Origin of the sequence: Actinoplanes sp. NPDC026619 (assembly GCF_040638295.1) — a bacterium.
In the GTDB taxonomy this organism is placed as follows: domain Bacteria; phylum Actinomycetota; class Actinomycetes; order Mycobacteriales; family Micromonosporaceae; genus Actinoplanes.
On record NZ_JBEZYA010000012.1, the window covers coordinates 171,113 to 194,849 of the forward strand.

Annotated in this window: 19 protein-coding genes and 1 pseudogene; 9 read left to right on the top strand and 11 right to left on the bottom strand. The window is 71.2% G+C overall.

Going from position 1 to position 23,737, the window contains the following annotated elements; all coding sequences use genetic code 11:
- The first annotated feature begins 221 nt into the window (after positions 1 to 221).
- The gene (locus AB0E90_RS25780) at positions 222 to 1,685 is read left to right on the top strand and encodes a sugar transferase (protein WP_360410613.1); all 1,464 of its coding nucleotides are present in this window, start codon (positions 222 to 224) and stop codon (positions 1,683 to 1,685) included.
- A 128-nt stretch (positions 1,686 to 1,813) separates the two neighbouring features.
- Positions 1,814 to 3,466 carry a glycoside hydrolase family 43 protein gene (locus AB0E90_RS25785; RefSeq protein ID WP_360410616.1) on the top strand — a complete coding sequence of 551 codons (1,653 nt, stop codon included), beginning with the start codon at positions 1,814 to 1,816 and terminating at the stop codon, positions 3,464 to 3,466.
- Positions 3,467 to 3,513: 47 nt separating this feature from the next.
- Here AB0E90_RS25785 and AB0E90_RS25790 read toward each other — a convergent pair whose 3' ends face one another.
- Positions 3,514 to 4,158: a DUF4232 domain-containing protein gene (locus AB0E90_RS25790; RefSeq protein ID WP_360410619.1), complete on the bottom strand. Its 645-nt coding sequence runs from the start codon at positions 4,156 to 4,158 to the stop codon at positions 3,514 to 3,516.
- A 96-nt stretch (positions 4,159 to 4,254) separates the two neighbouring features.
- Between AB0E90_RS25790 and AB0E90_RS25795 the strand changes: the two genes are divergently transcribed.
- Positions 4,255 to 4,887: a TetR/AcrR family transcriptional regulator gene (locus AB0E90_RS25795; RefSeq protein ID WP_360410622.1), complete on the top strand. Its 633-nt coding sequence runs from the start codon at positions 4,255 to 4,257 to the stop codon at positions 4,885 to 4,887.
- Here the strand turns inward: AB0E90_RS25795 and AB0E90_RS25800 are convergent.
- Complete coding sequence (locus tag AB0E90_RS25800; protein WP_360410625.1) at positions 4,874 to 6,655, bottom strand: FAD-binding dehydrogenase; 1,782 nt, start codon at positions 6,653 to 6,655, stop codon at positions 4,874 to 4,876. The genes AB0E90_RS25795 and AB0E90_RS25800 overlap by 14 nt on opposite strands.
- Positions 6,656 to 6,769: 114 nt before the next feature.
- Between AB0E90_RS25800 and AB0E90_RS25805 the strand changes: the two genes are divergently transcribed.
- Positions 6,770 to 8,161, top strand: coding sequence for an amidase (locus tag AB0E90_RS25805; protein ID WP_360410628.1), 1,392 nt, complete (start codon positions 6,770 to 6,772; stop codon positions 8,159 to 8,161).
- A 3-nt stretch (positions 8,162 to 8,164) separates the two neighbouring features.
- Here AB0E90_RS25805 and AB0E90_RS25810 read toward each other — a convergent pair whose 3' ends face one another.
- Positions 8,165 to 8,710, bottom strand: a complete 546-nt coding sequence (locus tag AB0E90_RS25810; RefSeq protein WP_360410925.1) for a hypothetical protein — start codon at positions 8,708 to 8,710, stop codon at positions 8,165 to 8,167.
- A gap of 75 nt (positions 8,711 to 8,785) precedes the next feature.
- Positions 8,786 to 9,307: pseudogene (locus tag AB0E90_RS25815) on the bottom strand (hypothetical protein); the annotation flags it as partial.
- Between the two features lie 601 nt (positions 9,308 to 9,908).
- On the opposite strand from AB0E90_RS25815, the gene AB0E90_RS25820 reads away from it, so the two are divergent.
- Together AB0E90_RS25820 and AB0E90_RS25825 are read left to right on the top strand one after the other, a co-directional pair.
- Positions 9,909 to 10,247: a hypothetical protein gene (locus AB0E90_RS25820; RefSeq protein WP_360410929.1), complete on the top strand. Its 339-nt coding sequence runs from the start codon at positions 9,909 to 9,911 to the stop codon at positions 10,245 to 10,247.
- Between the two features lie 742 nt (positions 10,248 to 10,989).
- On the top strand, positions 10,990 to 11,373 hold the full coding sequence (locus tag AB0E90_RS25825; protein WP_360410631.1) for a toll/interleukin-1 receptor domain-containing protein: 384 nt from the start codon (positions 10,990 to 10,992) through the stop codon (positions 11,371 to 11,373).
- A gap of 4 nt (positions 11,374 to 11,377) precedes the next feature.
- On the opposite strand, the gene AB0E90_RS25830 is transcribed toward AB0E90_RS25825, so the two are convergent.
- The 3 genes from AB0E90_RS25830 to AB0E90_RS25840 are packed head-to-tail and all read right to left on the bottom strand — an operon-like array spanning position 11,378 to position 15,915.
- The gene (locus tag AB0E90_RS25830; protein ID WP_360410634.1) at positions 11,378 to 14,692 is read right to left on the bottom strand and encodes a tetratricopeptide repeat protein; all 3,315 of its coding nucleotides are present in this window, start codon (positions 14,690 to 14,692) and stop codon (positions 11,378 to 11,380) included.
- A gap of 24 nt (positions 14,693 to 14,716) precedes the next feature.
- Positions 14,717 to 15,346 (bottom strand): hypothetical protein, encoded by a 630-nt coding sequence (locus AB0E90_RS25835; RefSeq protein WP_360410637.1) that lies wholly within the window; start codon positions 15,344 to 15,346, stop codon positions 14,717 to 14,719.
- 14 nt (positions 15,347 to 15,360) lie between these two features.
- Positions 15,361 to 15,915: a hypothetical protein gene (locus tag AB0E90_RS25840; protein WP_360410639.1), complete on the bottom strand. Its 555-nt coding sequence runs from the start codon at positions 15,913 to 15,915 to the stop codon at positions 15,361 to 15,363.
- Between the two features lie 234 nt (positions 15,916 to 16,149).
- Between AB0E90_RS25840 and AB0E90_RS25845 the strand changes: the two genes are divergently transcribed.
- From AB0E90_RS25845 to AB0E90_RS25855, 3 genes are read left to right on the top strand one after another with little or no spacing between them, the layout of a single operon-like run.
- Positions 16,150 to 19,674: a CHAT domain-containing protein gene (locus AB0E90_RS25845; RefSeq protein ID WP_360410641.1), complete on the top strand. Its 3,525-nt coding sequence runs from the start codon at positions 16,150 to 16,152 to the stop codon at positions 19,672 to 19,674.
- A 25-nt stretch (positions 19,675 to 19,699) separates the two neighbouring features.
- Complete coding sequence (locus AB0E90_RS25850; RefSeq protein WP_360410644.1) at positions 19,700 to 20,062, top strand: hypothetical protein; 363 nt, start codon at positions 19,700 to 19,702, stop codon at positions 20,060 to 20,062.
- A complete protein-coding gene (locus tag AB0E90_RS25855; protein WP_360410646.1) occupies positions 20,059 to 20,955 on the top strand; it encodes a hypothetical protein in 897 nt (298 codons plus the stop codon). Before AB0E90_RS25850 ends, AB0E90_RS25855 begins: the two co-directional genes overlap by 4 nt.
- Here the strand turns inward: AB0E90_RS25855 and AB0E90_RS25860 are convergent, their stop codons facing one another.
- The 4 genes from AB0E90_RS25860 to AB0E90_RS25875 form a co-directional block, all read right to left on the bottom strand.
- Complete coding sequence (locus AB0E90_RS25860) at positions 20,956 to 21,954, bottom strand: hypothetical protein (protein WP_360410649.1); 999 nt, start codon at positions 21,952 to 21,954, stop codon at positions 20,956 to 20,958.
- Positions 21,955 to 22,004: 50 nt separating this feature from the next.
- Positions 22,005 to 22,139, bottom strand: a complete 135-nt coding sequence (locus AB0E90_RS25865) for a hypothetical protein (RefSeq protein ID WP_360410652.1) — start codon at positions 22,137 to 22,139, stop codon at positions 22,005 to 22,007.
- Between the two features lie 101 nt (positions 22,140 to 22,240).
- Positions 22,241 to 22,984 carry an IclR family transcriptional regulator gene (locus tag AB0E90_RS25870; RefSeq protein ID WP_360410655.1) on the bottom strand — a complete coding sequence of 248 codons (744 nt, stop codon included), beginning with the start codon at positions 22,982 to 22,984 and terminating at the stop codon, positions 22,241 to 22,243.
- Entirely contained in the window at positions 22,981 to 23,730 is a 750-nt protein-coding gene (locus tag AB0E90_RS25875) for an SAM-dependent methyltransferase (RefSeq protein WP_360410658.1), read from the bottom strand. The genes AB0E90_RS25870 and AB0E90_RS25875 overlap by 4 nt, the downstream gene beginning before the upstream one ends.
- Between the last annotated feature and the right edge of the window lie 7 nt (positions 23,731 to 23,737).

The window sequence follows — 23,737 nt, forward strand, 5'->3', positions numbered from 1 at the left end:
CAGCAAGCTTTAACATCCCCGTCGATCGCGGTAGATGAGCCGCTTTCGTAACACGGGGGAACGTGATGGTGCAGACGGGGCCTACGATCCCGGGGCGCTCCCGGGAACCGTTGGGCGGCGGCCCGCCACCCGACGCTGCGGGAGACCGCACAAAGAGGGCGGACGGGCCGGACAAACAGGACGACGAGTTCGATTGGTGGGAACCTAACGGGGAGCAGTCGATGGAGCCGATGGTCGTCCCTGCGCCCCGGCGCAGCCCGGAGGATCCGCCGACCGAGCGGATCATCGTCGAGGGCGGCAACTCACGGTCCACCGTGGTGCTGCCCTACATCCCGTCGGCCAGCGCCAACCGCACTCGCGCGCTGCGGGCCTGGATGCTCGCGCTGCCGATCGACCTGGCCGCGCTGCTCGCCCCGATCTCCTGGAGCCAGCAGTACTGGAAGGGCATCGTCGCGATGGCGCTGCTCACCGTGGGCGCGTTCGGCCTCGGCGGGCTCTACCGCGCCCGCCGCCACCTGAGCGTGCTCGACGAGCTCCCACAGATCTACTTCCGCTTCCTGGCCGCCACGGCCGCGGTCGCCATCGTGGTGGCCGGCCGGCACGGCTCGATCAACTACATCGACGGCTTCCTGCGGCTCGCCGCGATCTCGGCGGCGCTGCTGCTGCCGGCCCGCGCGATCAGCCGGGCCGCGGTCATCTACGCCCGCCGCAAGCGCCTGGTCGAGCACTCGGCGATCATCGTGGGCGGCGGCCCGATCGCCGTCGAGCTGGCCCGCCTGCTGCGCCGTTACCCGCAGTACGGCCTGCGCTTCGCCGGCTTCGTCGACGTGCTGTCCACCCCGCACAACAAGCGGGAGAGCATGCCGCTGGTCGGTGAGCTGGAGTCGCTCGAGGAACTGGTCCGCTACACCGAGTGCGACGTGGTGATCATCGCGGACATCGACTCCTCCGAGAGCCGCCTGCTGCGCGCGGTCCGGGCGCCCGGCCTGGCCCGCACCGACCTGTGGATGGTGCCGCGGCTGCGCGAGTTCCCCGGTTCGGTCGGCTCGCCCGACCACATCGGCGCGATCCCGGTCGTACCCCTGCGCCGTCCGATTCTGTCCGGTCCGAAATGGGCGGTGAAGCGCAGCACCGATGTGTTCTTCTCCGGCATCGCCCTGCTGCTCCTCAGCCCGATCCTGGCGGTCTGCGCGATCGGCACCCGCCTCGAGGGCGGCAAGGGCATCATCTTCAAGCAACAGCGGATCGGCCGGTACGGCGTGCCGTTCAACGTGCTGAAATTCCGCTCGATGCGGCCGGTCGACGACGCCGAGTCGCAGACCAACTGGAACATCGGCCACGATCCGCGGGTCGGCCCGTTCGGCAAGTTCATGCGGCGCACGTCGCTGGACGAGCTCCCCCAGCTGTGGAACATCCTGCGCGGTGACATGACGATCGTCGGCCCGCGCCCGGAACGGCCCTACTTCGTGGACCGCTTCTCGGTCGACTACCCGGAGTACGCCATGCGCCACCGCGTGCCGGTCGGCCTGACCGGTCTCGCCCAGGTCAGTGGCCTGCGGGGCGACACCCCGATCTCGGACCGCGCCCGGTTCGACAACTACTACATCGAGAACTGGTCGCTCTGGCTCGACGTGAAGGTCATCCTCCGTACCGTCGGCGAGGTTTTCCGCGGCGGCGGAAGGTAGAAAGCGCCGTTCGGCCCGGTTCCCGCACGCGGGGGCCGGGCCGAGCGCATTCCCAGCAAAATCACGGGGACCACCACTCGCAAGTTGCGATAGAGTCACGGAACTTACGACCTCGGGGGTAACGAGCGATGACGAGCACCGAGACGGCGGTCGCGGCCGGAGCGGCTATCACCAACCCGGTGCTGACCGGCTTCCACCCCGATCCGTCCATCCTGCGGGTCGGCGCCGATTACTACATCGCCACCTCGACGTTCGAGTGGTTCCCGGCCGTGCGCCTGCACCACTCGGCGAACCTGGTCGACTGGCGCCCGCTGGGCGGCGCCCTCACCTCCACGGAAAAGCTCGACCTCACCGGCGCGGGCGACTCCGGCGGCGTCTGGGCGCCCAGCCTGACCTACGCGCACGGCGAGTTCCACCTGCTCTACACGGACGTCTCCACGTTCGCCGGCGGCTATTGGGACCCGCAGAACTACCTGGTCACCGCGCCGTCCATCGAGGGACCGTGGTCCGATCCGGTGGTGCTGCACGGCCGCGGTTTCGACGCGTCGCTCTTCCATGACGAGGACGGCAGCACCTGGATGCTGTCGATGGTCGCCGACTGGCGCCCGGGCCGGAACCGCTTCAGTGGCATCTCGATCCAGCGCTACGACCGGGACGCCAAAGCGCTGACCGGCGACGAGCACATGATCTTCAAGGGCACCGCGGCCAAGGTCACCGAGGCGCCCAATCTCTACCGCAAGGACGGCTGGTACTACCTGGTCACGGCCGAGGGCGGCACCAGCTGGGAGCACCAGGTCACGGTGGCCAGATCAAGAGACCTCCTCGGGCCGTATGAGGCGGACCCGGCCGGCCCGCTGCTCACCTCGAACGGCCACCCCGAGCTGACTCTGCAGAAGGCCGGGCACGGCAGCCTGGTCGAGACGCCCGCGGGCCAGTGGTATTTGGCGCACCTGGTCGGCCGCCCCTACTCCGAGCTGGGCCGCTGCGTGCTCGGCCGGGAGTCGGCGATCCAGGAGGTCACCTGGAGCGAGGACGGCTGGCCGCGGATCGCCGGCGGCGTGCCCGCCGACGTCGTCCCGGCCCCGCTGGGCGTGCCGGTTCCGGCCGAGCGGCCGGTCTCCTCCGAGCGGTTCGAGGACGACGACTTCGACGCGAGCACCCTCGGCGTGAACTGGTCGACGCTGCGCCGGCCGGCCACCCCCGACTGGGTCTCGCTCATTGAGCGCCCCTCCCACCTGCGCATCTACGGCGGCCAGTCGCCGATGACCCGGCTGCGGCCGAGCCTGGTGGCCCGCCGGGTGACCGCCCGCCACCTGACGTTCGACGCGGTCATGGAGTTCCAGCCCCGTAACTACCGGCAACTCGCCGGAATTACTGGCTACTACAACACCCGCAACTGGTACTACCTTTACGTGACGGCCGAGGACGACGGCACTCCGGTGCTGAGCGTGCTCGCCTGCGACTCGGGCAAGGTCCGGGAAGTTCCGGACACCCGCCGCGATCTCAGCGGTGTGTCACGCTTGGCGCTGCGCCTGCGCTTCGACGGTCCCGAGCTGTCGTTCGCGTGGGCCGCGGACCCGGCCGCCGAGCCCCGATGGCAGGAGATCGGCCCGGCGTTCGACGCCACCACGCTGTCGGACGAGTACGCGGCGAACGTCGTCGCCGGCGAGCCCGAGGCGTGGGGCTTCACCGGCGCGTTCGTCGGTTTGTGGGTGCAGGACCTGGGGCGCGAGGGCGGCTTCGCCGACTTCGATCGCGCCACCTTCAAGACCTCTGGGTGAAGAGGGGTGCCCGGGCCGGGCAGGGTGCGCCCGGCCCGGGCAACTAATCACTCCGAGGCGCCCTCCGCGATCGCCCGGACCCGCCACTGGTCGACGCCGGCGGCCGAGCACGCCTTCCCCGGCGCGGCCACGAAGATCGACGCCGTCTCGTCCGGCGGGTACACCCGGTAACCACGCACGCTCACCGGCTTGCACTTGCTCGCGTCGAAGAAGCCGACATCGTGACCGGCGATCGTCGCGTGGGCGACCGCGCCCGGCGCCAGCGGCACCTTGACCTTCGCGCTGTTCTCCCGGGTGAAGCCGTTGTTGATCTGGGTGCCCGCGTCACCGGCGACGAACGAGACGCCGGGATATCCGTACACCGTGCATTTGTGGTCGGACTTGTTGGTGAAGACCAGCGAGATGTACTGCGTGCCGGCCGCGCCCTCGCCCCGGCCGAGCTTCACCGCCAGGTCCGCGGTGTGGCAACGCGGCAGGCCGGAGACCGGGGTGTCCGAGCGGGTGGCCGACGGCTGCGGCGCCGCAGTGGCGGACGAGCCGGCCGTGGCGCCGGGCGCCGAGCCGAGTGACGTCGACGCCGACGGCGTGGACGCGGTGGTGGCCGTCGTCGTCGGATCGGCCGACGGGGAGCTGCTGGAGCAACCGGCGGCGAGGAGGGCCGGGGCGGCCAGCAGAAGCAGGACTTTTCTCATACCACCTTGTTACCTGTATTACGCAGGAGCGCACCTCACGCGTTCGTGCCGTACGTCACCGGACCGGCTGGCGAACGCGTTCGTTACGATCGCGCGGTGAGCCCGAGACGTGAGCCTGTCAGCCGCCGTGACCGCCCGGCGAAACCACCCCTGAGCAGGGCAGGAATCGTCGCGATCGGGTTGCGGATCATGCGCGAGGAGGGCCTCGGGAAGGTCACCATGCGGCGGCTGGCGACTGAACTCGACACCGGGCCGGCCTCGCTCTACGTCTATGTCGAGAACACCGCCGAGCTGCACGGCGCCCTGCTCGACGAGTTGCTGGCGGCGCTGAACCTGGAGCAGGACCTGATCGGGCTGCTCGCCGACTACACGCAGCTGCTGTGGGGTTATCCGGCGCTGGCCCGGTCGGTCCTGCTGCTGCGGCCGTCCGGTCCGCGCTACCTGCGGCTGATCGACGTCGTGCTCGGCCGGCTGCACGACCGCGGGGTGCCGCAGCAGCAGGCCGCCTGGGGAGTCGATCTGCTGCTGCAGCAGGCCACCGCGTCGGCCGCTGAGCACAGCGGGGACTCCGACGACCACCATCAGGTGGCGGCCGTCCGCGACGCCGGGGCCGAGGACTACCCGCACATCCACGCGGTGCGGGACGAGCTGTTCACCGGGACCGGCCAGGAGCGACTGCGGTGGAGGTTCGCCGCGCTCCTGGCCGGCATCCAGGTCACGAAGCGGTAGCGGCGGCGGCTGCGCGTCCGGCCGCCCGGCCCGAGAAGAGGCAACCGCCCAGGAACGTACCCTCCAATGATCGGTAACCATGCACCCCGCCGCCGCCGAATCCGGAGACCTCGCCGGCCGCGTAGAGGCCGGGGATCGGCGCGCCGGACGCGTCGAGCACCTGGCCCGACAGGTTCGTCTGCAGACCGCCGAGCGTCTTGCGAGTGAGGATGTTGAGCCGCACCGCGACCAGCGGCCCCTTGCTCGAGTCGAGGAGCTTGTGCGCGCCGGCGGTGCGGCTCAGCGAGTCACCGATGTAGGAGAGCGCGTTGCGGATACCCATGACCTGGGCGTCCTTGCTGTAGGCGTTGTCGATCTCACGGTCCCGGGCCTCGATCTGCCGCTGCAGGTCGGCCAGGTTGATCAGGTTGGTGCCGGTGATCCGGTTCATCCCGGCGACCAGCTCGGGCAGCGTGGCCGCGACCACGAAGTCCTCGCCGTACTTCTCGAATTTCTGGATCGGCTCCGGGGTCTGCCAGATCCGCGACAGCAGTTGCCAGACGTCCTTGTTGGTGAGGTCCGGGTTCTGCTCGGAGCCGGAGAGCGCGAACTCCTGGTCCACGATCTCCTGGGTGGCCACGAACCACGAGTAGTCGTACCCGGTGCCGGTGATGGTGCCGAGCGTGTGCAGGGTGTCGTAACCCGGGTTGTCCGGCGCCGAGAAGCGCTTGCCCTTGGCGTCGAACCACATCGACGACGGGCCGGGCAGGATCCGGATGCCGTGGTTCGGCCAGATCGGGGCGAAGTTCTTCAGGCCCTCGGTGTAGTGCCACATCCGGTCCGGGTTGACGATCCGGCCGCCGGCCGACTGGGTGATCGCCAGCATCCGGCCGTCCACGTGGGCGGGCACGCCGGTGATCATCTTGGTGGGTGCCTTGCCGAGCCGGGCCGGCCAGTTCTGCCGGATCAGGTCGTGATTGGCGCCGATGCCGCCGGAGGTGACGATCACGACCGGGGCGCGCAACTCGAACGTGCCGACCACGGTGCGCGAGCTGGCCACGCCGCGAGCGGCGGTGCTGGGCTCGAGGATCGATCCGCGGACGCCGGTGACCGCTCCTCCGGTCTTGACCACCTCGTCGACCCGGTGCCGGAACTTGAAGGTCACCTTGCCCGACGCCACCCCCGCCCGGACCTTCTTCTCGAACGGCTCCATCACGGCCGGCCCGGTGCCCCACGTCACGTGGAAGCGGGGCACCGAGTTGCCGTGCCCGTCGGCCAGGCCGCCGCCACGCTCCGCCCACCCGACGATCGGGAACCACTGCACGCCGAGGCCGGCCAGCCAGGACCGCTTCTCCCCCGCCGCGAACTCCACATAGGCCCGCGCCCACTTGGCCGCCCAGTAGTCCTGGCCGGCCGGGTCGTCGACGCCCCGGTCGAACCCGGCCGCGCCCTGCCAGTCCTGCCAGGCCAGGTCGACGTTGTCCTTGATGCCCATCAGCCGCTGCTCGTCGGAGTTCACGAAGAACAGCCCGCCGAACGACCAGAACGCCTGGCCGCCGAGGCTCGCCTCCGGCTCCTGGTCGAGCAGCAGCACCTTGCGCCCGGCCGCGACCAGCTCGGACGTGGCGACCAGCCCGGCCAGCCCGTGCCCGATGACGATCGCGTCGGCGTCATAGGCGGCCGCGGCGCCGAATGCGGCGGGTGACGCCACCTGCGCGACGGCGGTCGCGGCCACCGCACCGCCGGCCACGGCCAGTGCCCGTCGACGACTGATTCCTGGCGTCTCCATGTGAATCTCCTTCATGTCGCGGTGCGCCAGGAAATGGAAACAGTTCGATATAGCGCGGCGATAGTCGCCGGACGCCAAGCGTGGGCCGCTTCGTTGTCCGTCAAACTGGGGCGCATGATCGTCGACTGGAGCGCCACTTCACTGTCCGCCGCCATTCGCGACAAGCAGGTGAGCTGCGTCGAGGTGATGACCGCCTATCTGGACCGGATCGAACGGCTCAACCCTTCGGTCAACGCTCTCGTGGCACTGCGGCCCCGCGCTTCCCTGATCGCTGACGCGGCTGCCGCGGACCGTGCCGAAAGACAGGGCTGGATGCACGGCTTTCCCTTTGCGGTCAAGGATCTCGCCGACGCGGCCGGCCTGCCGACCAGCGCCGGCTTCTTCCGCGACCCGCCGCCCGCGACGGCCGACTCGCTGCACGTCGAACGCATCCGGGCGGCCGGCGCGATCATCATCGGCAAGACCAACGTGCCCGAGTTCGGCCTCGGCTCGCACACCTACAACAACGTCTTCGGCACCACGCTCAACGCCTACGACCAGACCCGCACGGCCGGCGGCAGCAGCGGCGGCGCGGCGGTCGCGGTCGCCCTGCGGATGCTGCCGGTGGCCGACGGCAGCGACTTCATGGGCTCGCTGCGCAACCCACCCGGCTGGAACAACGTGCTCGGCCTGCGCCCGTCGGTCGGCCGGGTGCCGAGCCTCGCCGACGAGGTCTTCGTCGCCCAGTCCGGCGTCGAGGGCCCGATCGCCCGTACCTCGGCTGACCTGGCCCTTCTCCTGCAGACCATGTCCGGCTACGACCCGCGGGCCCCGCTGTCGCTGCCCGCCGATCCGGCTTTGACCGATTTACAGGAAATAAACGGACGTAAGGTGGCGTGGCTCGGCGATCTCGGCGGCTACCTCCCGATGGAGCCCGAGGTCCTGCGGGTGACCGGCGCCGCCCTGCAAAGCTTCGCTGACCTGGGCATCACCGTCACCACCCTCGACGGCGTGCCCGGATTCGACAGCGCCGACCTCTGGCCCGCCTGGCTCACCCTGCGCCACTGGCTGACCGGCTCGTTCGACGACCCCTCGCTACTGCCAAAACTCAAACCCGAGATTGTGTACGAGGTGAACGGCGCGGCCGGCCTGAGCGGCTCCGACGTGCTCGCCGCCTCGATCCGGCGAAGTGCCCTCTACCAGGCGTTCCGCAAGCTGTTCGAGACGTACGACTACGCCGTCCTGCCGACCGCCCAGGTCATGCCGTTCGACGCCACCCTGCACTGGCCGGCCCGCATCGGCGACGTCGAGATGACCTCCTACCACCGCTGGATGGAGGTCAGCACCCTGGCCACCCTGATCAACGCGCCGGCCCTGGCCATGCCGGCCGGCTTCAGCCACGACGGCCTGCCGATCGGCCTGCAGGTGATCGGCCGCAACCACGACGACCGCTCCCTGCTGAGCCTGGCCGCGGCGTGGGAACGCCAGACCGACTGGGTCCGGCGAGTCCCGCCGCCGCTTGTCTGACCGTCACTCCGGGATGCTCGGCCGGATCCGGTGGCTTCCGCGCCGCTCCGATCCTCGCGTCCCGGGGTTGGCGGGCCGGCCCGGGCGGCCGCGGTGCCGGCCGAGCGGGCCGTCGGTCGCGAAGCGTCGCATCGTCACACCGGTGACCACGCTGGCGAAGCCGGCCACGATCACCCAGAGCACCGCCGCTCCGGTGACCGGAAGCAATCCGTCGTCACTGCTCGCGGCAACCGTCAGGTCCAGCCGCAAGGCCCGGAACTCACCGTTCTCGTCCACCCCGGCCGCGACGAACGAGTGCGTCCCGAGAGTGAGGTCGTCCGGCACGGCGATCGACGTCTCGAACGCCCCCTCGCTGTCCGCGGTCACCTTCCCGAGCACCCGCGGCGTCGAGTAGACCGCCAGGGTCACCTCGGAGAACGGCGCGTACCCGGAACCCGACATGGTCAGCGACGACCCCGGCGCCGCCGAGGAGACCGCGCCACCCGGCATCTCCAGCGGCAAGTCGGTGTCCGGCGCCGAGGCGGGCACGATCAGCGCGGTCGGCGTCACCGCCCCCGAGGAACTCGAGGCAGGCGAATCACCCGCCCCCGAGACCGCAACCACACTGACGGTGTACGCGCTACCCGCCGCCCCGCCGACGACGCACGTGGTGGCCCCGTCGGTGGAACAGCTGGCCCCACCGGGCGAGGCAGTGGCCCGATACCCGGTGATGACCGCACCGTTCGCCGTAGGCGCACTCCACGACACCGTGATCGAGGCAATCCCGGCGGTAGCCGACACCCCGGTCGGCGCCAGCGGCACAACGGGAGCGGCAGTGGTCGTTGGCGCAGTAGTGGGCGCCGTCGTCGGCGCAGTAGTGGGCGCCGTCGTCGGCGCAGTAGTGGGCGCCGTCGTCGGCGCGGTGGTCGTCGGCGTCACGGTCGGCGACGACGTCGGCGGGCTGGTGGTCGATGTCGCGGTAGGCGAGACCGTCGGCGACGAGGTCGCCGTGGTCGTCGGTGCGGTAGTCGGCGTGGTCGTAGGAGCGCTGGTCGGAGCCGACGTGGTGGCGGTGGTCGACGTCGGGGCGCTCGTCGGGCCCGACGTGGAAGCCGAGATCGAAGCCGACGCCGAGGTCGACGTGGAGGGCGAAGCCGACGCCGACATGGAAGCCGAGGTGGACGCGGAAACCGAGGTGGACGTAGAAGCCGACGTCGACACGGAAGCGGAAGCCGAAGGCGGCGCGGACGGGCTGATCACGTTGGACCGCTCGCTCGGCGCGGACAAACCGCTGTCGTCGTACGCAGCGATGTTCGACGCCGTCACGGTGAACGAATACTGCGTGGTGTTGTTCAGGCCGGTGATCGTGCATGTCTCGTCACCAGGATCCGCATCACACCCCGGACCGGCCCACGTCCAGCCGTCGTTGGCGCCCTTGGTGAGGGCCGCGGCGTGATAAAGGACCGGGCTGACCCCGCCGTTGACGGCGGAATCCTTCCAGCTCACATCGGCGATGGAGTCGCCGGCCACGGCGGCGACGGCGGTGGGCGCGGCGGGAACGACGCGGACGGCCAGCGATTTCGTACCGGCGGCCGTGACGAGCGGTTCACCCTGATCATTACTGACCAGCAGCCCTCTCGATGACGGGTGCAGCCGATGGATGTCGCCGTTCTGCAGCGCGGCCCAGAGGTCGCCCCCGTCGTCGATCGCCAGCGCAACCGGCCCGCTGTCACTGAAGTCGACAGCGGTCGAGGTCGCTCCCCCTGGGGTGTACACCAGGATCTTCTTCTCCGCCGAGTCCGCGATGTACAGGTGGCCCGATGCGTCCACCACGAGATCGTCGGCGGAGACGTCCGACACGTCCGTGTATGGGCCGGTCGGCGCACTTGGCGACGCGCTTGCCGAGTCGCTCGGCGACGCGCTCGCCGAGGCGCTGGTTGAAGCACTTGCCGACGCGCTCGCCGAGGCACTGGTTGAAGCACTCGCCGAAGCACTATCCGACTCACTCGGCGACGCACTCGCCGAAGCACTATCCGACTCACTCGGCGACGCACTCGCCGAAGCACTATCCGACTCACTCGGCGACGCGCTGGCGGGCTCGGTCTGATCGGCACCGACGGCCGCCACGCGGGACTGTGGTTGCGTGTACTCGTAGACACCGCCGCTGGTGTCGGCGAAGTAGATGTGGTTGCCGGATCCGCTCACCGCGACCGAGGAGGGGTTCAAGTCCGGCGTCTCCAGGTAGGTCGCCTCGGATGCGCCCGTCGCCCGCTTCCCCAGCGTGCTGCTCGCGGCGGACGCCACATAGACGGTGCCGTTCGCATCGATCGCGACGTCGTCGGCACTCGCCAGACCGGGGAACTCCGAAGCGCCCAGAGAGAGGTTGTCATTGCCGTCGGTGATGATCGGCATGACGCCCGGACCGCCGGTGGCCTTGGTAGCGGCAACAAACGCAACACCCGTAGCTGGATATACGGCAACCGACTTCAGCGAACTCGCCGTGGCGGTTTCGGCGTCCCGGCCGGCAACCTGACGCGAGACCCCGGTGTCACTGCCGAAATACACCGTCACATCGGTCAGCCCGGCCGCAGTATCCGCATCGGACGGCAGGACCCACACCAGTCCCACCAGTCCACCGACGAACAGGGTCAGCAGCACGGCGATACCGCGCCGCGGAAGTGTTCTGACCATTTCCGCAATCCCCAACCGTGGGTTTCGTCAGCAGACGGGCATGCTCACGTTATTGCGGCAAAACGGCCAATAGCCGCCAAGTGACAGAAGTGACGGAGGGGCCGTCGACGGCGGACGGTACCGTGTGCCCGGTAACGAGCACCCCCAAAGGAGGATTCGTGGCGGCCGTCTTCATCTCGTACCGCACGCCGGATCGCGCCGAGGCGGTGGCGCTGAAGGCCGACCTGGAGAAGCACGGCCACGTCGTCTGGATCGACAGCGAACAGATCAAGATCGGCGACTCGATCGCCGGCCAGATCGACCAAGGCCTCGACGGCCTCGACTACCTGGTCCTGTGCTATTCGTCGTCGGGGCGATCCGCCTACACCGACGCGGAGTGGACGTCCACTCTGCACCGGCAGCTGAGCGGCCACCCGGTGAAGATCCTCCCGGCCCGGCTGACCGGTGGCGACCCACCGGCGATCCTGGCCGGCACGCGGTACGCCGACCTGGTCAAGGACTGGCCCCAGGGAGTGACCGACCTCTGCGCCGCGATGGCCTGACCACTCAACCGAATGTGTTGTTCTGGACGCTGAGATCGCCGAGCACGACGCCATGCGAGACAGTGGCGCCCGACGGCGAATCGATGCCGGCCTTGCGGGCCAGTTCGTCCCGTCTTGCCCGCACGCGCCGGGTGTCCAGGTGGGTCGAGCCCAGCACCCGGGTCAGGTCGGCGAGAAGCGCGGTGTACTCGGCTACCGCGGCGACGACCTTACCCACGCGGCCCCGCCAGAGGGCCAGTTCGGCGCGGGTCGCGAGGGTGCTGGGATGGTCGGGGCCGAGCACGACGGTGAGTCGCGCGAGCACGTCCTCGTAGGCTCGCACGGCCGCGCCGGGATCGCCCAGCTTGCCGAGCGAACCCGCCCGGTTGGCCCGAGTGCGAAGCACGTCGGGATGGTCCGGGCCGAACACGCGTTCCTCGTCCGCGATCAGCGCGTCGGCGATCTCCAGCGCCGTGTCGTGCCGCCCGAGTTCGGCGTAGGCGGCGGCCAGGTTGTGCCGCGTCGTCAGGGTCTGCGGGTGGTCGGGGCCGAAGAGGCGGATCATGTCCTCGATCAGGGCCACGTTGTCCTGCCGGGCCCCGTCGACGTCGCCGGCCAGGGAGCGCCAGGAGGCAAGGTTCCGCCGGGCGGTCAGGGTGTTGAGATGGTCCGGGCCGAGGACTCGCCGCATATCGCCGACGATCCCCCGATAGTCGCGGGCGGCCTCGGCCGGCCGCCCGGCCCGGCCCTGCCACGCGGCGCGGTCCGCACGGGCGACGAGCGTCGCCGGGTAATCGTCGCCCCACCGCTGCGTGGCATAGCCCCAGAGCCGGTCGAAGGTCGCGACGGCGCCCTCGATCTGACCGGCCTCGCCCAGACTCCGGCCGAGCCGGCGCGCGAGGTTGTAGGCGGACAGTTCCGGGTCCGAGCCGCCGAGCTCGAGCAGCGCGGCGGCGTTGGCACGCAGCTGCTGGCCCGGTGTGCCGCTCACCTCGACGTCGGGCCACACCGCCAGCAGAGCGGCGGCGGCCGCGGTCTGGGCGTCGTCGAGCTCCGGGCGGCTGAGAGTCTCGCGACAGGCACGCTGGACGAGCCGGTGGGTGGTGACCGTCCGGGAGGTCATCGAGAGGTTGAGCAGGCTGAGCCGGTTGAGGGAGTGCAGCGAGTCCCGGGCGTCGTCCTCGCCGACCGGGTCGTCACCCCGGCGGTCCTGCAGGTAGGCGAGGGCCGCGGGCGCGGTGAGGGCGGCGATCGGGACGGCGTTGGGGTCGAGCACCGACACGAGTTCGAACATCGGCCGGGCCAGCCCGCGGGGAGCGAGGGTGTCGGCCAGTTCCATCGAGAGCGTCCAGGTCTGCGAGAGCGGCCGGGACTGGTCGTCCGGCAGCACCTCGGGCAGAACGGCGGCCATCGCCCGGGCGGCGAGCCGCCGCCGGTAACCGGCACAGTCCAGCTGCCGGTCGAGCATGTAGGCCGCGGCCTGCGCCAGGGCGAGCGGCAGGTGGCCGAGGTCGTCGGCGAGTTCCGCCGCCTCGTCGAGCAGCCGGCCGTCGTGGCCCAGCCGGGCCGCGAGGTATTCCGCCGACTCCGCCGGGGCGAGGACTCCCAGTTCCAGAACGCGGCGGGAGCCGATCAAGGCCGCGTCGCGCCGCCGGGTGGTCACCAGCGTCCGGCCGGCCGGCCGCTCCGGCGGCCACAGGTCCCGGATGTCGGCCGGGTCCTGCACGTCGTCGAGAACGACCAGCCACCGCCGGCCGGTGGAGCTGAGCCAGCCGAGGAACCGGTCCGCCGACCGCTCGGCGTCGGCGTCGATCGTCCCGGTCACCTGTGCGGCCGCCTCGGCGAAGGCGCCCAGCACGTTCGACCGTGACGACGCGTTGGCCCACACGGTCAGGTCGGCCGCGCCCGAGCCGGCGACCAGCCGGGCCAGCTCCGCCGCGACCTGGGTCTTCCCGACGCCGCCGGTCCCGACGACGACCATGGCGGCGCCGGCGTCCGACGAGGCGAACTCGGTCAGGACCCGGTCGGCCTCGCGTGCCAGACGATTGTCGGAACGGGGTGGCAGCACGCCGACCACGATCGGCCACGCCGTGTTCCGGCCCGGTGCGGTGCTCGTGATCGGCCCGGACCACTCCGCCTTGGTCAGGGTGACGGTGACGAAACCCTGGTCGTCGAGCAGCACCGTGGGCGGCCTGGTGCCGAGGTTCACGCAGTCGTGGACGGCCGTGGGGATGCCGCCGCCGAGGCCTTCGAACAGGCTGGCCCAGCTCAAGACGTACGCAAGCCAGGTGTTTCGTTTGATCGACTGGCCTTTGAGGTCGTCGAGCAGGTAGGTGACGCCGGCCTGGAGCTCGCGGCCGGGCCAGCCGCCGGGGCTGGAGACCTCGAGCCGGTCGGTGAAGAGCCGCACGTGCACCTCGCGGCCGGCATCGGTGTGGTCGCGGTGGACGAGCGCGTTGGCGACGATCTCGCGGACCGCGGCCATCGGGTATTCGTATTGGACGGCGGCCTCGGCCTGGTCGGCGGCGGTCGCCTCGCCGCGGCGCACCCGCTCCTGGACGAACGTGCGGGCGTCGCGGATCTGGTCGGGGATGCCGCGGGTGAGGGTGACCAGCTCACGGCGGGCGGAGCGGTCGTCACCGAAGTAGCGCACGCACTTGACGACGCCGGTCATGGTGGCCGCGGTCGGTTGCCGGCCGAAGAGCAGCGCGCCGGCCCGGGTGAGGCTTCCGTCCTGCCAGAGCTGTGCCGCCGTGAGCCACTGCCACGGGTCGAGGCCGGCCGGGTATTCGGCCGCCCGCTCGGGCCGCAGCCTCTCCCGGAAGCGCTGCACCGCGTCGAGGTCGACATGGTCGGCGCCGAGGCCGGCCAGCTCGTCGAGGGCGTGCCGGCGAGCCGTGGAGGCGGTCGAGGCGGTGCGGGCCGGCGGCGGTGCGGGCGGGTAATGCCGGCGCAGCGACGAGAGCAGGTCGTCGACGGCGCGGGCCGGCTCGAGGTCGTAGCGGGCGACCCTGGTCTGCAGGCTGAGATGGTCGACGTAGGTGTCGCCCTTCATCTGCACGACGAAGACCCGCGGGCGGCCGCCGGCCCGGGTGGCGTTGACGATCTGATAGGTCCAGCTGCTGCCGACCGAGAGCGGGGTGGCGCACAGGATGATCGGCAGCCCGCGGGCCACCGCGTCGGTGGCCGCGCCCACGATGGAGTCACCGACCGGCACGCCCTCCTGGTGCTGCACGTAGCCGGCGGTGCGCAGCGGCCCGATCAGGAGGTCGGCCAGGTCGGTCTCCTCCGGCGCGGCGACGAGCCACACGCCCTGCCCGATCGAGGCCCCGTCCGTCACGGGTCAACAGTGGCATATGGACGGTCAGCCACGGCCGTCCCACCGCCGGTCCTCGGCCTCGCCGAGCACCAGACCGGTCACGAAGTCGTCGTCCATCGCCTCCTCGATGCCCCGGCGACCCTGGGCGGCGCGGTGGTCTGCCTCCTGGCGGGCCTGCTCGATCTCCTGCCGGGCCCGGCTGAGTTCCGCGTAGGCGGCTCCGGCCGCCCGGGTGGCCGCGGCCGCCGCGTTCTCGACCTCCAGGACCTCCCGCAGCCGCCGCAGTTCCACCAGGCCCCGGCCGAGCACCGCCGCCGATTCGTTGACCTGGCGGCGGGTGTCGGCCAATTGCGGGTGCAGCCGCTCCAGGTGGTCGATCTCGGACTGGATCTTCCGCAGCTCGCGTTCCCGCAGCTGCTGCAGCCGCGGCTCCCGGGCGCGTTCGAGCTCACGCCGGGCGTGCGCCTCGTCGCGGCGGAGTCGCTCGAGCCGGACGTTTCCGACGTGGTAGTTCTCGAGCTGGGTGCCGCGCTCCACCGAGAAAGCGCGCATGGCTCTCTCCAGCTCGCCCGCTTCCGCGTCGATGGCCCGCGGCGACACGGGGTGGGGGCCGTCGAGCATTGTCATGATCCGGTCCAGGATCGAGATGACGGCGACGACATTCGATGGGGTCAAGGGCCCTGCCCTTTCTAGGAGGTGCTGAGTTCGTAGAGGGCACGCCCGACGGCCTCGAGCGCGTCGGCGCGGGCGGCGCCGGCGCCGGCATGCAGCGACGCGGTGGCCACCTGGAGGCTGCTGCGAACGGTCCGCGATGCCCGGCTGATCTCGTCGAGCCGGGCGACGTCCTGGTCCAGCAGCTGCCGTGCGGCCGGTGGCAGCTTGCGGAAGCGGCCGCCGCTCTGTTCGCCGAGGGCGGCAACCTTGCGGGCGACCGCCACGACGATCTCCTCGTTGCGGCCGATCGCGGTGTAGAGGCGGGTGAGGGTGTCGGCCGGCACGCCCGCCTGGCTCGCCAGCATCGCGTCGCGCCGCAGCTCGCAGGTGCCGTCGGCGACGGTGCGCAGCCGCTCGACGATCTTCCAGCCGGGGAGCTGGCTCAGCGCTTTGCGCGACTTGTCGCCGTCGCCCCGGGACAGCGCGGCCGCGAGCTCGGTGCCGACAGCGGCCGGATTCTTCTTGCGGCTGGACTCGACGATCGCCCAGACGATCAGGGCGACGCCGCCCACGAAAAGCAGAAAACCCATCGTGCTTACCGCCGCATCAGCCGGTTGACAGGGAACTGCGCCATCCAAGCGCGTCAATTCAAGATCACAAAGAATCGGCGGCTTTTAATTCGATTCAATGTCCTTGATTCGACAGAGTGGCCGGAATGGTTATTCGGTTGGTACGCACGGCGTACCACTGCCGGTTCAATGTTTGTCGGCAAGCTGTCGGTTGTCCTGGTGGCGGCAGCGGCGGCCCCCTAGGCTCCGGCCATCATGTACGAACCACTCCAGGCTGATGCCGAATGCGACGGATGCGGCCGGCCGATGGTGCTCGAGCTGCGCGTCATCCGCAATCTCGAGGCCGAGCCCGAGGTCCTCACCGAGATCCGCCAGGGAGTCCTCTTCGACTTCGTCTGCGGGCATTGCCACCGCGCCGTGCAGGCGCCGCACGGCCTGCTCGTCTATCACCCGCGCAAGCTGCCGGTGATGCTGTTCGTCCCGCCCCCGGGGATGGGCCGCCGGGACAGTCAATGGACCGGGAGCGATCTGGCTCAGATCGTGCGCAAGGCCGAGAGCATGACCGAGACACCGCACGTGGCCTCGGGCACGATCGACGCGATCGCCCCGGTCATCGAGGAGTGGATGACGGCGCTGCCGCCGGCCGCCGAGGAAGCGCCGCCGGCGCCGGCGGAGGAGCTTCCGGACGATCTGGACCGGCTGTTCGCCCGGATCCGGGACCGCCTGGATCCGGCCGCGGAGGTCGCCGGCCAGACGATGCAGATCGACACGTCGCTCGCCGAGCTGCGCCGCGCCCGAGGCCGATTCGGGGAGGCGGGCGATCGGCGTATCGCGCATGCGATGCCGATTCTTGAGGAGCTCCAGGTCGCCGTGGAGCTGAGCGCGATCGAGGAGCTGATCGATCCGGAGCGCGGCGCGACGCCGGAGACCCTCGAACGGGCGCTGGCGCAGTCGGCGGCGCTGGCCGAGCGGGCCGAGGGCGTTCAGCGCGCGCAGGCCCGGGTTTACCTGGGGCTGGCCCGGTTCAAGCTGGACAGCCTGCGCGGCGCCGAAAGCTTCACGGAGGCGATCGCCACCGTGGAGTCGGCGCTGCCGTCGTTGCGCACGGAAGAGGATCCGATCTGGCTCGTCGCCGCGCTGTGCAATCTCGGTGCGATGTACTGGGCGCAGCGGCATACCGGCGACCGCGAGGCCTGGATCGAACGCGCCGTCCGCGTCGGCGAGGAGGCGCTCGGCCTCCTCGACCAGCGCCCGGCGGAGAGTCCCCGGGACCGGGCCCGCCACGCCGCCGTTCTGATCGGTCTGCACCACGCCTATGCGGCCCGGGCGGCCGGCGATCCGGCGGAGAACGAGGCCCGGGGCCTGCAGCTGGCGGAACAGGCGCTGGCGATCGTCGACCCGGTACACCATCCCTATACCGCCGCCATGATCCACAACGACATCGGTATGCACTATCTGCGTACCCGCACCGGCGACCGGCACCTCAACATCGAGCAGGCCCGGGCGGAGCTGGAACTGGCCGTGGCGGGCCTGCGGCGGGAGCGGAACCCGGCCGAGTGGGCGATGGTCCAGATCAACCTGGGCGTGTGCTACCAGCAGCGCTATGCCGGCAATCGGGCGGTCAACGTCGAGCAGGCGTTCACCTGCTTCGGCAACGCCACGGCCGCCACCCGCGAGCAGACCGGCCGCACCGAGTGGGCGATGGCCCGGCTCGGCCTGGCGACGACGATGCTGGAACGGGATCTGGAGCCGAGGGCACGGTTCGAGCAGCAGGCCATCGACCTGATCGAGGAGGTCCTCGGCGCCGTCGACGGCGAACACGCCCGCGCCGAGTGCCACCAGCAGCTCGCCACGCTCTACGGGCGGCGGGTGAACCGCGGGGCGATCGAGGATGCCGGCCGCGCCCTGGAACACGGCGCCCGGGCCGTCGTCTTCTACACCCGGGAGCGCGATCCGGGGTTGTGGGGTGTGCTGCGGTCGGGGCTTTCGCTGGTGAAGGCGAAGATGGCCGAGCCGGATCTGCCCGGGGCGCTGGCCTACGCGGACGAGGCGATCGCCGCGCTGCCACCGGAGCGTTATCCGTTCGAGTGGGGCATCGCGCAGCTCAACAAGGCCGTCGTGCATCAGATCAACAACGAGCCCGATCTCGCCGTACGGCATGGAGAGCTCGCACTCGAGCAGCTGACCCCGGACCGGGCGCCCGAGTTCTCCGCCCGGGCCGCCGACCTGCTCGGTGAATGCCATGCCGAGGCCGGGCGATGGCCGGCCGCGGCCGCCGCGTTCCGGACCGCGATCAACGCCTTCCGGTACGCGTACGCGGAATCGGCCCGCTCGTCCGCGCGCACCACGCTGTTCCGCCAGGCCGGCGTGCAGCACACCTCCGCGGCCTACGCGGAGGCGCGGGCCGGCAACCTGGCGCAGGCCGTGGCGCTGGCCGAGGCGGGCCGGGCGTTCGCACTGCGGGAGGCGCTGGAACTCGATCCGGCCACCGTGGACGCGTCGGTCGACCCGGAGTCGGCGGCGTATCAGCACTACCTGAGCGCCCTCGCCGCGGTGCGGGCGGCCGAGTCCGCGGTCCGGGCGCCATGGCTCGCCCACGCCCGCACCACTGCCCCGCAGGCCCGCCTCGACGACGAGACGCGCAAGGCCGAGCTGGAGTCGGCCCGGCGGGTGGCGGCGGCCGCCCGCGCCGCGCTGACCACGGCGGCGCCGGTCGACGTCGCGGCGATCCGCGGGTACGCCACCGGGGTGGACGCCGTCGTCTACCTGCTGTCCACGACCTGGGGCACGGTGCTGCTGAGTCTGCGGCCGGGGACCGGCGAGATCGAGAAGCGGGAGCACCCGTTCACCCACCAGGACCTGTCCGCGCTGCTGTTCCACTCCGACGGGCCGGGCCACGGCGGCGGGCTTCTGGTCGGCGCGATGACCGGCGGCGAGCCGATCCGGCAGGCGATCGCCGACCTGCGGCGGTCGGCGGTGGCGGATTGGTTGCGCGACGCCCTGCGCGGTCTCGGGACGGCCCTGATCGTGCCGATGGGGCCGTGGAGCGCCGTGCCGTTCAGTCTGTTCGCCGCCGACGGATCGGTGCTGATCCAGGCCGTCTCGGCCGAGGTCCGGCACCACTGCCGCACCCGGCTGGCGCGGGAGAGCGGCCGGCCGTCCGGGGTGCTGGCCTACGGCGATCCGAGCCTGCCGCTGGCCGCCCGGGAGGTCGAAACACTCGGGCGGGTGGTGCCGGCCGGGCCCGGCGCCAAGGACGAGTTGCTGGCCGCGCTGCCGGACTTCGATCGCCTGCATCTCGCGACGCACGGCATCTACCGGCTCGACGACCCGGCCGAGTCGGCGATCCTGATCGGCGGGCAGGAGCTGCGGCTGCGGGAGTTGATCGAGCGGCAGCTGCTCAACGGCGTACGGCTGGCGTTCCTGTCGGCCTGTCAGACCGGGGTCAGTGACATTCTGTCGGCGCGGGACGAGGTCGTCGGCCTGCCATCCGCTTGCATCTACAGTGGAGCGATCGGCGTCGTCGGCACCCTGTGGCCGGTGGACGACGCGGCCACCTTCCTGTTCGTGCGGGCGTTCTATCGCGAATGTGCCGATGCGACGCCGCCGGTGGCCCTGGCTCGGGCCCGGGAGTGGCTGCGTGACGCAACGGCGCGGGAAATTCTGCAACAATGCGACGGCCTGCCGCCGGAGCTCGACTTCCTGCGTTTCCGGGTGCCGGCCGACCGTCCCTTCGGCGATCCGTACTTCTGGGCGCCATTCATCTACGTCGGCGCGTGAAACGTCGGCGCGTGAGGAGTCCGGAGTGGCCAGCGAGGAATCGACGATCCGCCGAGCCACGGCGGCCATGGAGCCGTACCTTCCGGAGTTGATCGGGCCGGGTGAGGCCGGCGCGTTCGCCGCCGAGCTCGCCGCCGCCTCCGACGACGACGCGCTGATCGCGGTGGTCGGCCAGCAGACCCGGGTGCGCGAGTGGCTGTCCGACTATCTGGAGGCGGTCACGTCGAGCCAGCGGGACTACGCCCGGCTGAGCGGCGACCCCGAGTTCGTCCGGCCGTCGGCGACGTTCACCTGCCCGATGGGCAGCCTGGTGTGGTACCGGAGGTTCGTCGGCGAGCGGCCGCCGAAGTGCCCGGTGCACGACGTCGAGCTGGAACGCAAGCCTTGATCGAGTCGCTCTTCCGGACGGTCAGCGGCCGGGCCTCGCAGCGGGTGTTCAGCGCGTTCTTCCTGGCCCTGGTGTTCCTCGGCGCGGCCGTCGCGGCCTGGTCCGGGCACGACGGCGGTGAGCTGGTCGCCAAGGCGACCAGGTGGGCCGGCGGGCGGCCCGGCTTCGTGCAGGGGCTGGCGACGGCGGCGGTGCTGACCGGGGTGGCGCTGGCCGGCCTGCTCGTCCTGGCCGCGGTTCCGCCGGCCACCCGGCTGCTGGCCGGTTACTGGCCGTCCTGGCTGGAGCCGGTGCGGGCGTGGCTGGTCGGCCGGATCGAGCAGGCGGCGGAGCGGGACCAGGAGGCGGTGCAGCGGCTCCACCACGAGCAGCGCAGCGACCCCCGGCTCGACCGGCGGCTGCGCAACCGGCCCAGCACGACGGAGCGCTACCTTCCGACGCGACTCGGCAACCTGATGCGGGCGGCGCAGACGCGCCCGATCGACAAGTACGGCCTCGACCCGGTGGCGATCTGGCCGCACCTGTTCCTGGTCATGCCGGAGACCACTCAGAAGGAAATCACCGCGGCCGGGTACGCCGTGGAACGCTCGGTCTCAGCCGTGCTGTGGTGCGTGCTGCTCGTCGTGCTGACACCGTGGGTGTGGTGGGCGGCGCCGCTGGGGATCGCCGGCGCGGCGCTGCTGGTCCGCACCACCGTGCACGGCGCCGCCGCCACCCACGGCGAGCTGCTCGAAGCGGCGATCGACCTGCACCGGCTGGAGCTCTACCGCAAGCTGTGCTGGCCACTGCCGGCCAACCCGGCGGCGGAGCGTGAGCTGGGCGAGCGGCTCGTGTCCTACCTGCGCTACGGCTCGGACAGCGCCGAGCCCGCCTTCGTCACCGACAAGAGCTGATCACTTCTCGCGGCGCGACCAGAGCCGCTTGCGTTCGTTGGGCGCGGCGGCGGCCCGCTCGGCCGCCGCGATCTCCCCCACCGCGGCCATCGGCGCGGCCGCCGCCCGCAGCGACGTGGCGGCTCCCGGATCCTGCGCGGCGGTCGGCGGCTTGGCGCCGGTGGTCCGCAGCGAGACGAGGCGGGACAGGATGTCGAACCAGAACGGCGCCCCCAGCATCAGCAGCAGCGCGGTGACCAGCCAGCCGGCGAGGTGCGACACGGTCCAGGCCGCATCGCTCCAATGGGTGCCCTGCTCCCAGCCGACCGGCAGGCCGAGCCCGGCGAGGTCCTGGACCGTCTTGACGTTCTCGGCGACGACGCTGTCCGGGGTGGTGCTCTTCGCGGCGGCCTGTGCGGCCGCGTCGATGGCGGCCTGCCGCACGGCCGGCTGCTGCCAGAGCGTCTGCGCCGCGTGGAACGCCGAGACGTTGCCGGCGGCGGACAGGCCCAGCCCGACGACGAACAGCACCCCGGTGACCCACCGCTTGTACGCCCCGCCGAGCCGGCCCATGGTCTCGTCGAACCAGTTCTCCAGGGCCGCCTTCGCCTCGAGCGTGAGGTCGGCGCCGTCGAGCTTGAACTTCGCGAGCCGCTTGTTCAGCCCGTCGACCGGCGTGTGCGTGAGCTTGTCGCTCAGCTCGTCGATCGCGTCGGCGAAGGACCTGGCGGAGAGATAGGCCGGCCCGACCTTCTTGCGGAACAGGCGCCGGCCGCGGCTCGCCGCCATCTCCGCCGACTCGTAGATGGAGGTGCCTTGAAACAGTTCGAGGGCCGACTTCGCCGTGCCGTCGTAGGTCATGCTGCCGCTGAGCATCTGGCCGATCGTCTGTTCGAGGTCCCGGGCCCGCTTGCGCAGCAGCCGCGAGATGCCCTCCACGATGGCCGACGCGAGCGAGGCGACCACGAAGAACACCAGGGCGAGACCGATCGCGGTCTCCAATGCCAGCGAGCCGAACATCGCGGGTCCTCCCATCGGATGCCGAAGACCAGGAGAGTAGTGCTCGATGGTCAGTTCGAGAAGGCCAGGTAGAGCAGGAGCCCGAGAGCGGCCAGCATCAACACGATCAGGCCGCCGACGATCAGGGTCACCAGCGTGCCGCCACCGTCCTTCTCGTACTCGATGTCCTGCTTGTCGTCGGCCACGGTGGATCCTCCTGCGTCCGGAACTGAACGCCCGGGAGGTTAGCCACCAAGATCGGCCATGGGCAGGCCTCGTTCCGCACCGCGAAACGCATGACCGGGCGTCACCGGGTGGTTGCGGCCAGGACGCTGCGCACCAGACGGCCGGCGCGGTGCAGCTCGGGGCCGGGAAAGCGCATCGTCTGCCCGAGCACGGCCAGCGCGCCGACCACCCGGCCGGCGATGTGCACCGGCACGGCCGCGCCGGACATGCCGGGCAGGAACTCGCCGGACTGCACGGCGTAGCCGCGGGCCCGGCTGGCCGTCACGTCGGCGGTCAGCGCGTCGGGGTCGATGATGGACGCCGTGGTGCGCGGGGTCAGCCGCAGTTTCGGCACCACCGAGGCCAGCTCGGCCGGTGGCAGCCCGGAGAGCACCGCCTTGGCCAGGCACCCGTTGGCGATCGCGGAGCGCCGGCCGACCGCCGAGGTCTCCGCGGCCGGCCGCACCGGATGCCGTTTGCCGATGATCAGCAGCGACAGCGAGGCCCAGTCGACCTCGGCGATCAGCACCGTCTCGCCGGTCATCCGGGCCAGCTCGTCGGCGGCCGGCGCGGCCCGGTGGATGACCGCGGAGCTGGCCGTGACCTGGCTGCCCAGCTCCATCAGCCGCGCCCCGAGCAGGTAACCGCCGTCCGGGTCCTGGCGCAGGAAGCCGCGGTCGATCAGCGTGACGGCCAGGCGCCGGACGCTGGGCCGCGGCAGGCCGACCGCCTCGGCCAGCTCGGACAGCGTCAGCCGGGGGTGCGCCGAACTGAACGCGCTGAGGATGTCCAAAGCGCGCCCGACCGACCGAACCTCCCCGGTCACGGCTTGCGCGCCACCGCCCCGTAGGCGTCGATGTACTCGACGTCTCCCCCGCCCGGCCGCCAGGCGGTGATCTGGGTGAGGCCGGGTTCGACGAGTTCGAGACCCTCGAAGCACGTCGCCAGATCGGCGGGGCTGCGCAGGATGTACGGCGCGCCGCCGCTCTCGGCCAGCTTCTTGGCCCCCTCCACCACCGAGGGCGTGGTGTTCGTGCCGTCCCACAGCACGAGGTAACTGCCCGGCGGGGTGGCGTCGAAGATCGTGCCGACGATCCGGCGCACCTCGGCCAGCGACGGCTCGTAACCCAGCACGCCCATGAACATGACCGCGACCGGCTCGGTGAAGTCGAGTTTTTCCAAAGCCGCCGCCAGGATCCTCTCCGGCTCGTGGTAGTCGGCCAGCACGTATTCCGCGCTGGTCTGCAGGCTGCGGGCGTGCTCGAGCACGAGCGGGTCGTGGTCGACGTAGACCACCCGCGCGCCGGGCGCGATCTCGTGCGTGTTCTGCATGGTCGGCAGGCCGGTGCCGACGTCGAGAAACTGCCGGATGCCGGCGTCGGTGGCCAGGAAACGCACCACCCGGGTGAGGAACTGCCGGGAGAAGCGGGCCATCAGCGCGATCTCCGGATAGACACCGACGACGGCGTCACCGGCGGCCCGGTCGGCCGGGAAATTGTCCGTGCCACCCATCCAGTAGTTCCAGATGCGGGCGGCGTGCGGGATGTCCGGGCGAAGCTCCGGCGAAGTCATGGCGCCT

What these genes read in the sequence shown, in the direction of transcription:
- AB0E90_RS25780 (WP_360410613.1), top strand. Translation starts at nt 222, where the DNA reads ATGGAGCCGATGGTCGTCCCTGCGCCCCGGCGCAGCCCGGAGGATCCG.
- AB0E90_RS25785 (WP_360410616.1), top strand. Translation starts at nt 1,814, where the DNA reads ATGACGAGCACCGAGACGGCGGTCGCGGCCGGAGCGGCTATCACCAAC.
- AB0E90_RS25790 (WP_360410619.1), bottom strand. Translation starts at nt 4,158, where the DNA reads ATGAGAAAAGTCCTGCTTCTGCTGGCCGCCCCGGCCCTCCTCGCCGCC.
- AB0E90_RS25800 (WP_360410625.1), bottom strand. Translation starts at nt 6,655, where the DNA reads ATGGAGACGCCAGGAATCAGTCGTCGACGGGCACTGGCCGTGGCCGGC.
- AB0E90_RS25805 (WP_360410628.1), top strand. Translation starts at nt 6,770, where the DNA reads ATGATCGTCGACTGGAGCGCCACTTCACTGTCCGCCGCCATTCGCGAC.
- AB0E90_RS25840 (WP_360410639.1), bottom strand. Translation starts at nt 15,915, where the DNA reads ATGGGTTTTCTGCTTTTCGTGGGCGGCGTCGCCCTGATCGTCTGGGCG.
- AB0E90_RS25845 (WP_360410641.1), top strand. Translation starts at nt 16,150, where the DNA reads ATGTACGAACCACTCCAGGCTGATGCCGAATGCGACGGATGCGGCCGG.
- AB0E90_RS25860 (WP_360410649.1), bottom strand. Translation starts at nt 21,954, where the DNA reads ATGTTCGGCTCGCTGGCATTGGAGACCGCGATCGGTCTCGCCCTGGTG.
- AB0E90_RS25875 (WP_360410658.1), bottom strand. Translation starts at nt 23,730, where the DNA reads ATGACTTCGCCGGAGCTTCGCCCGGACATCCCGCACGCCGCCCGCATC.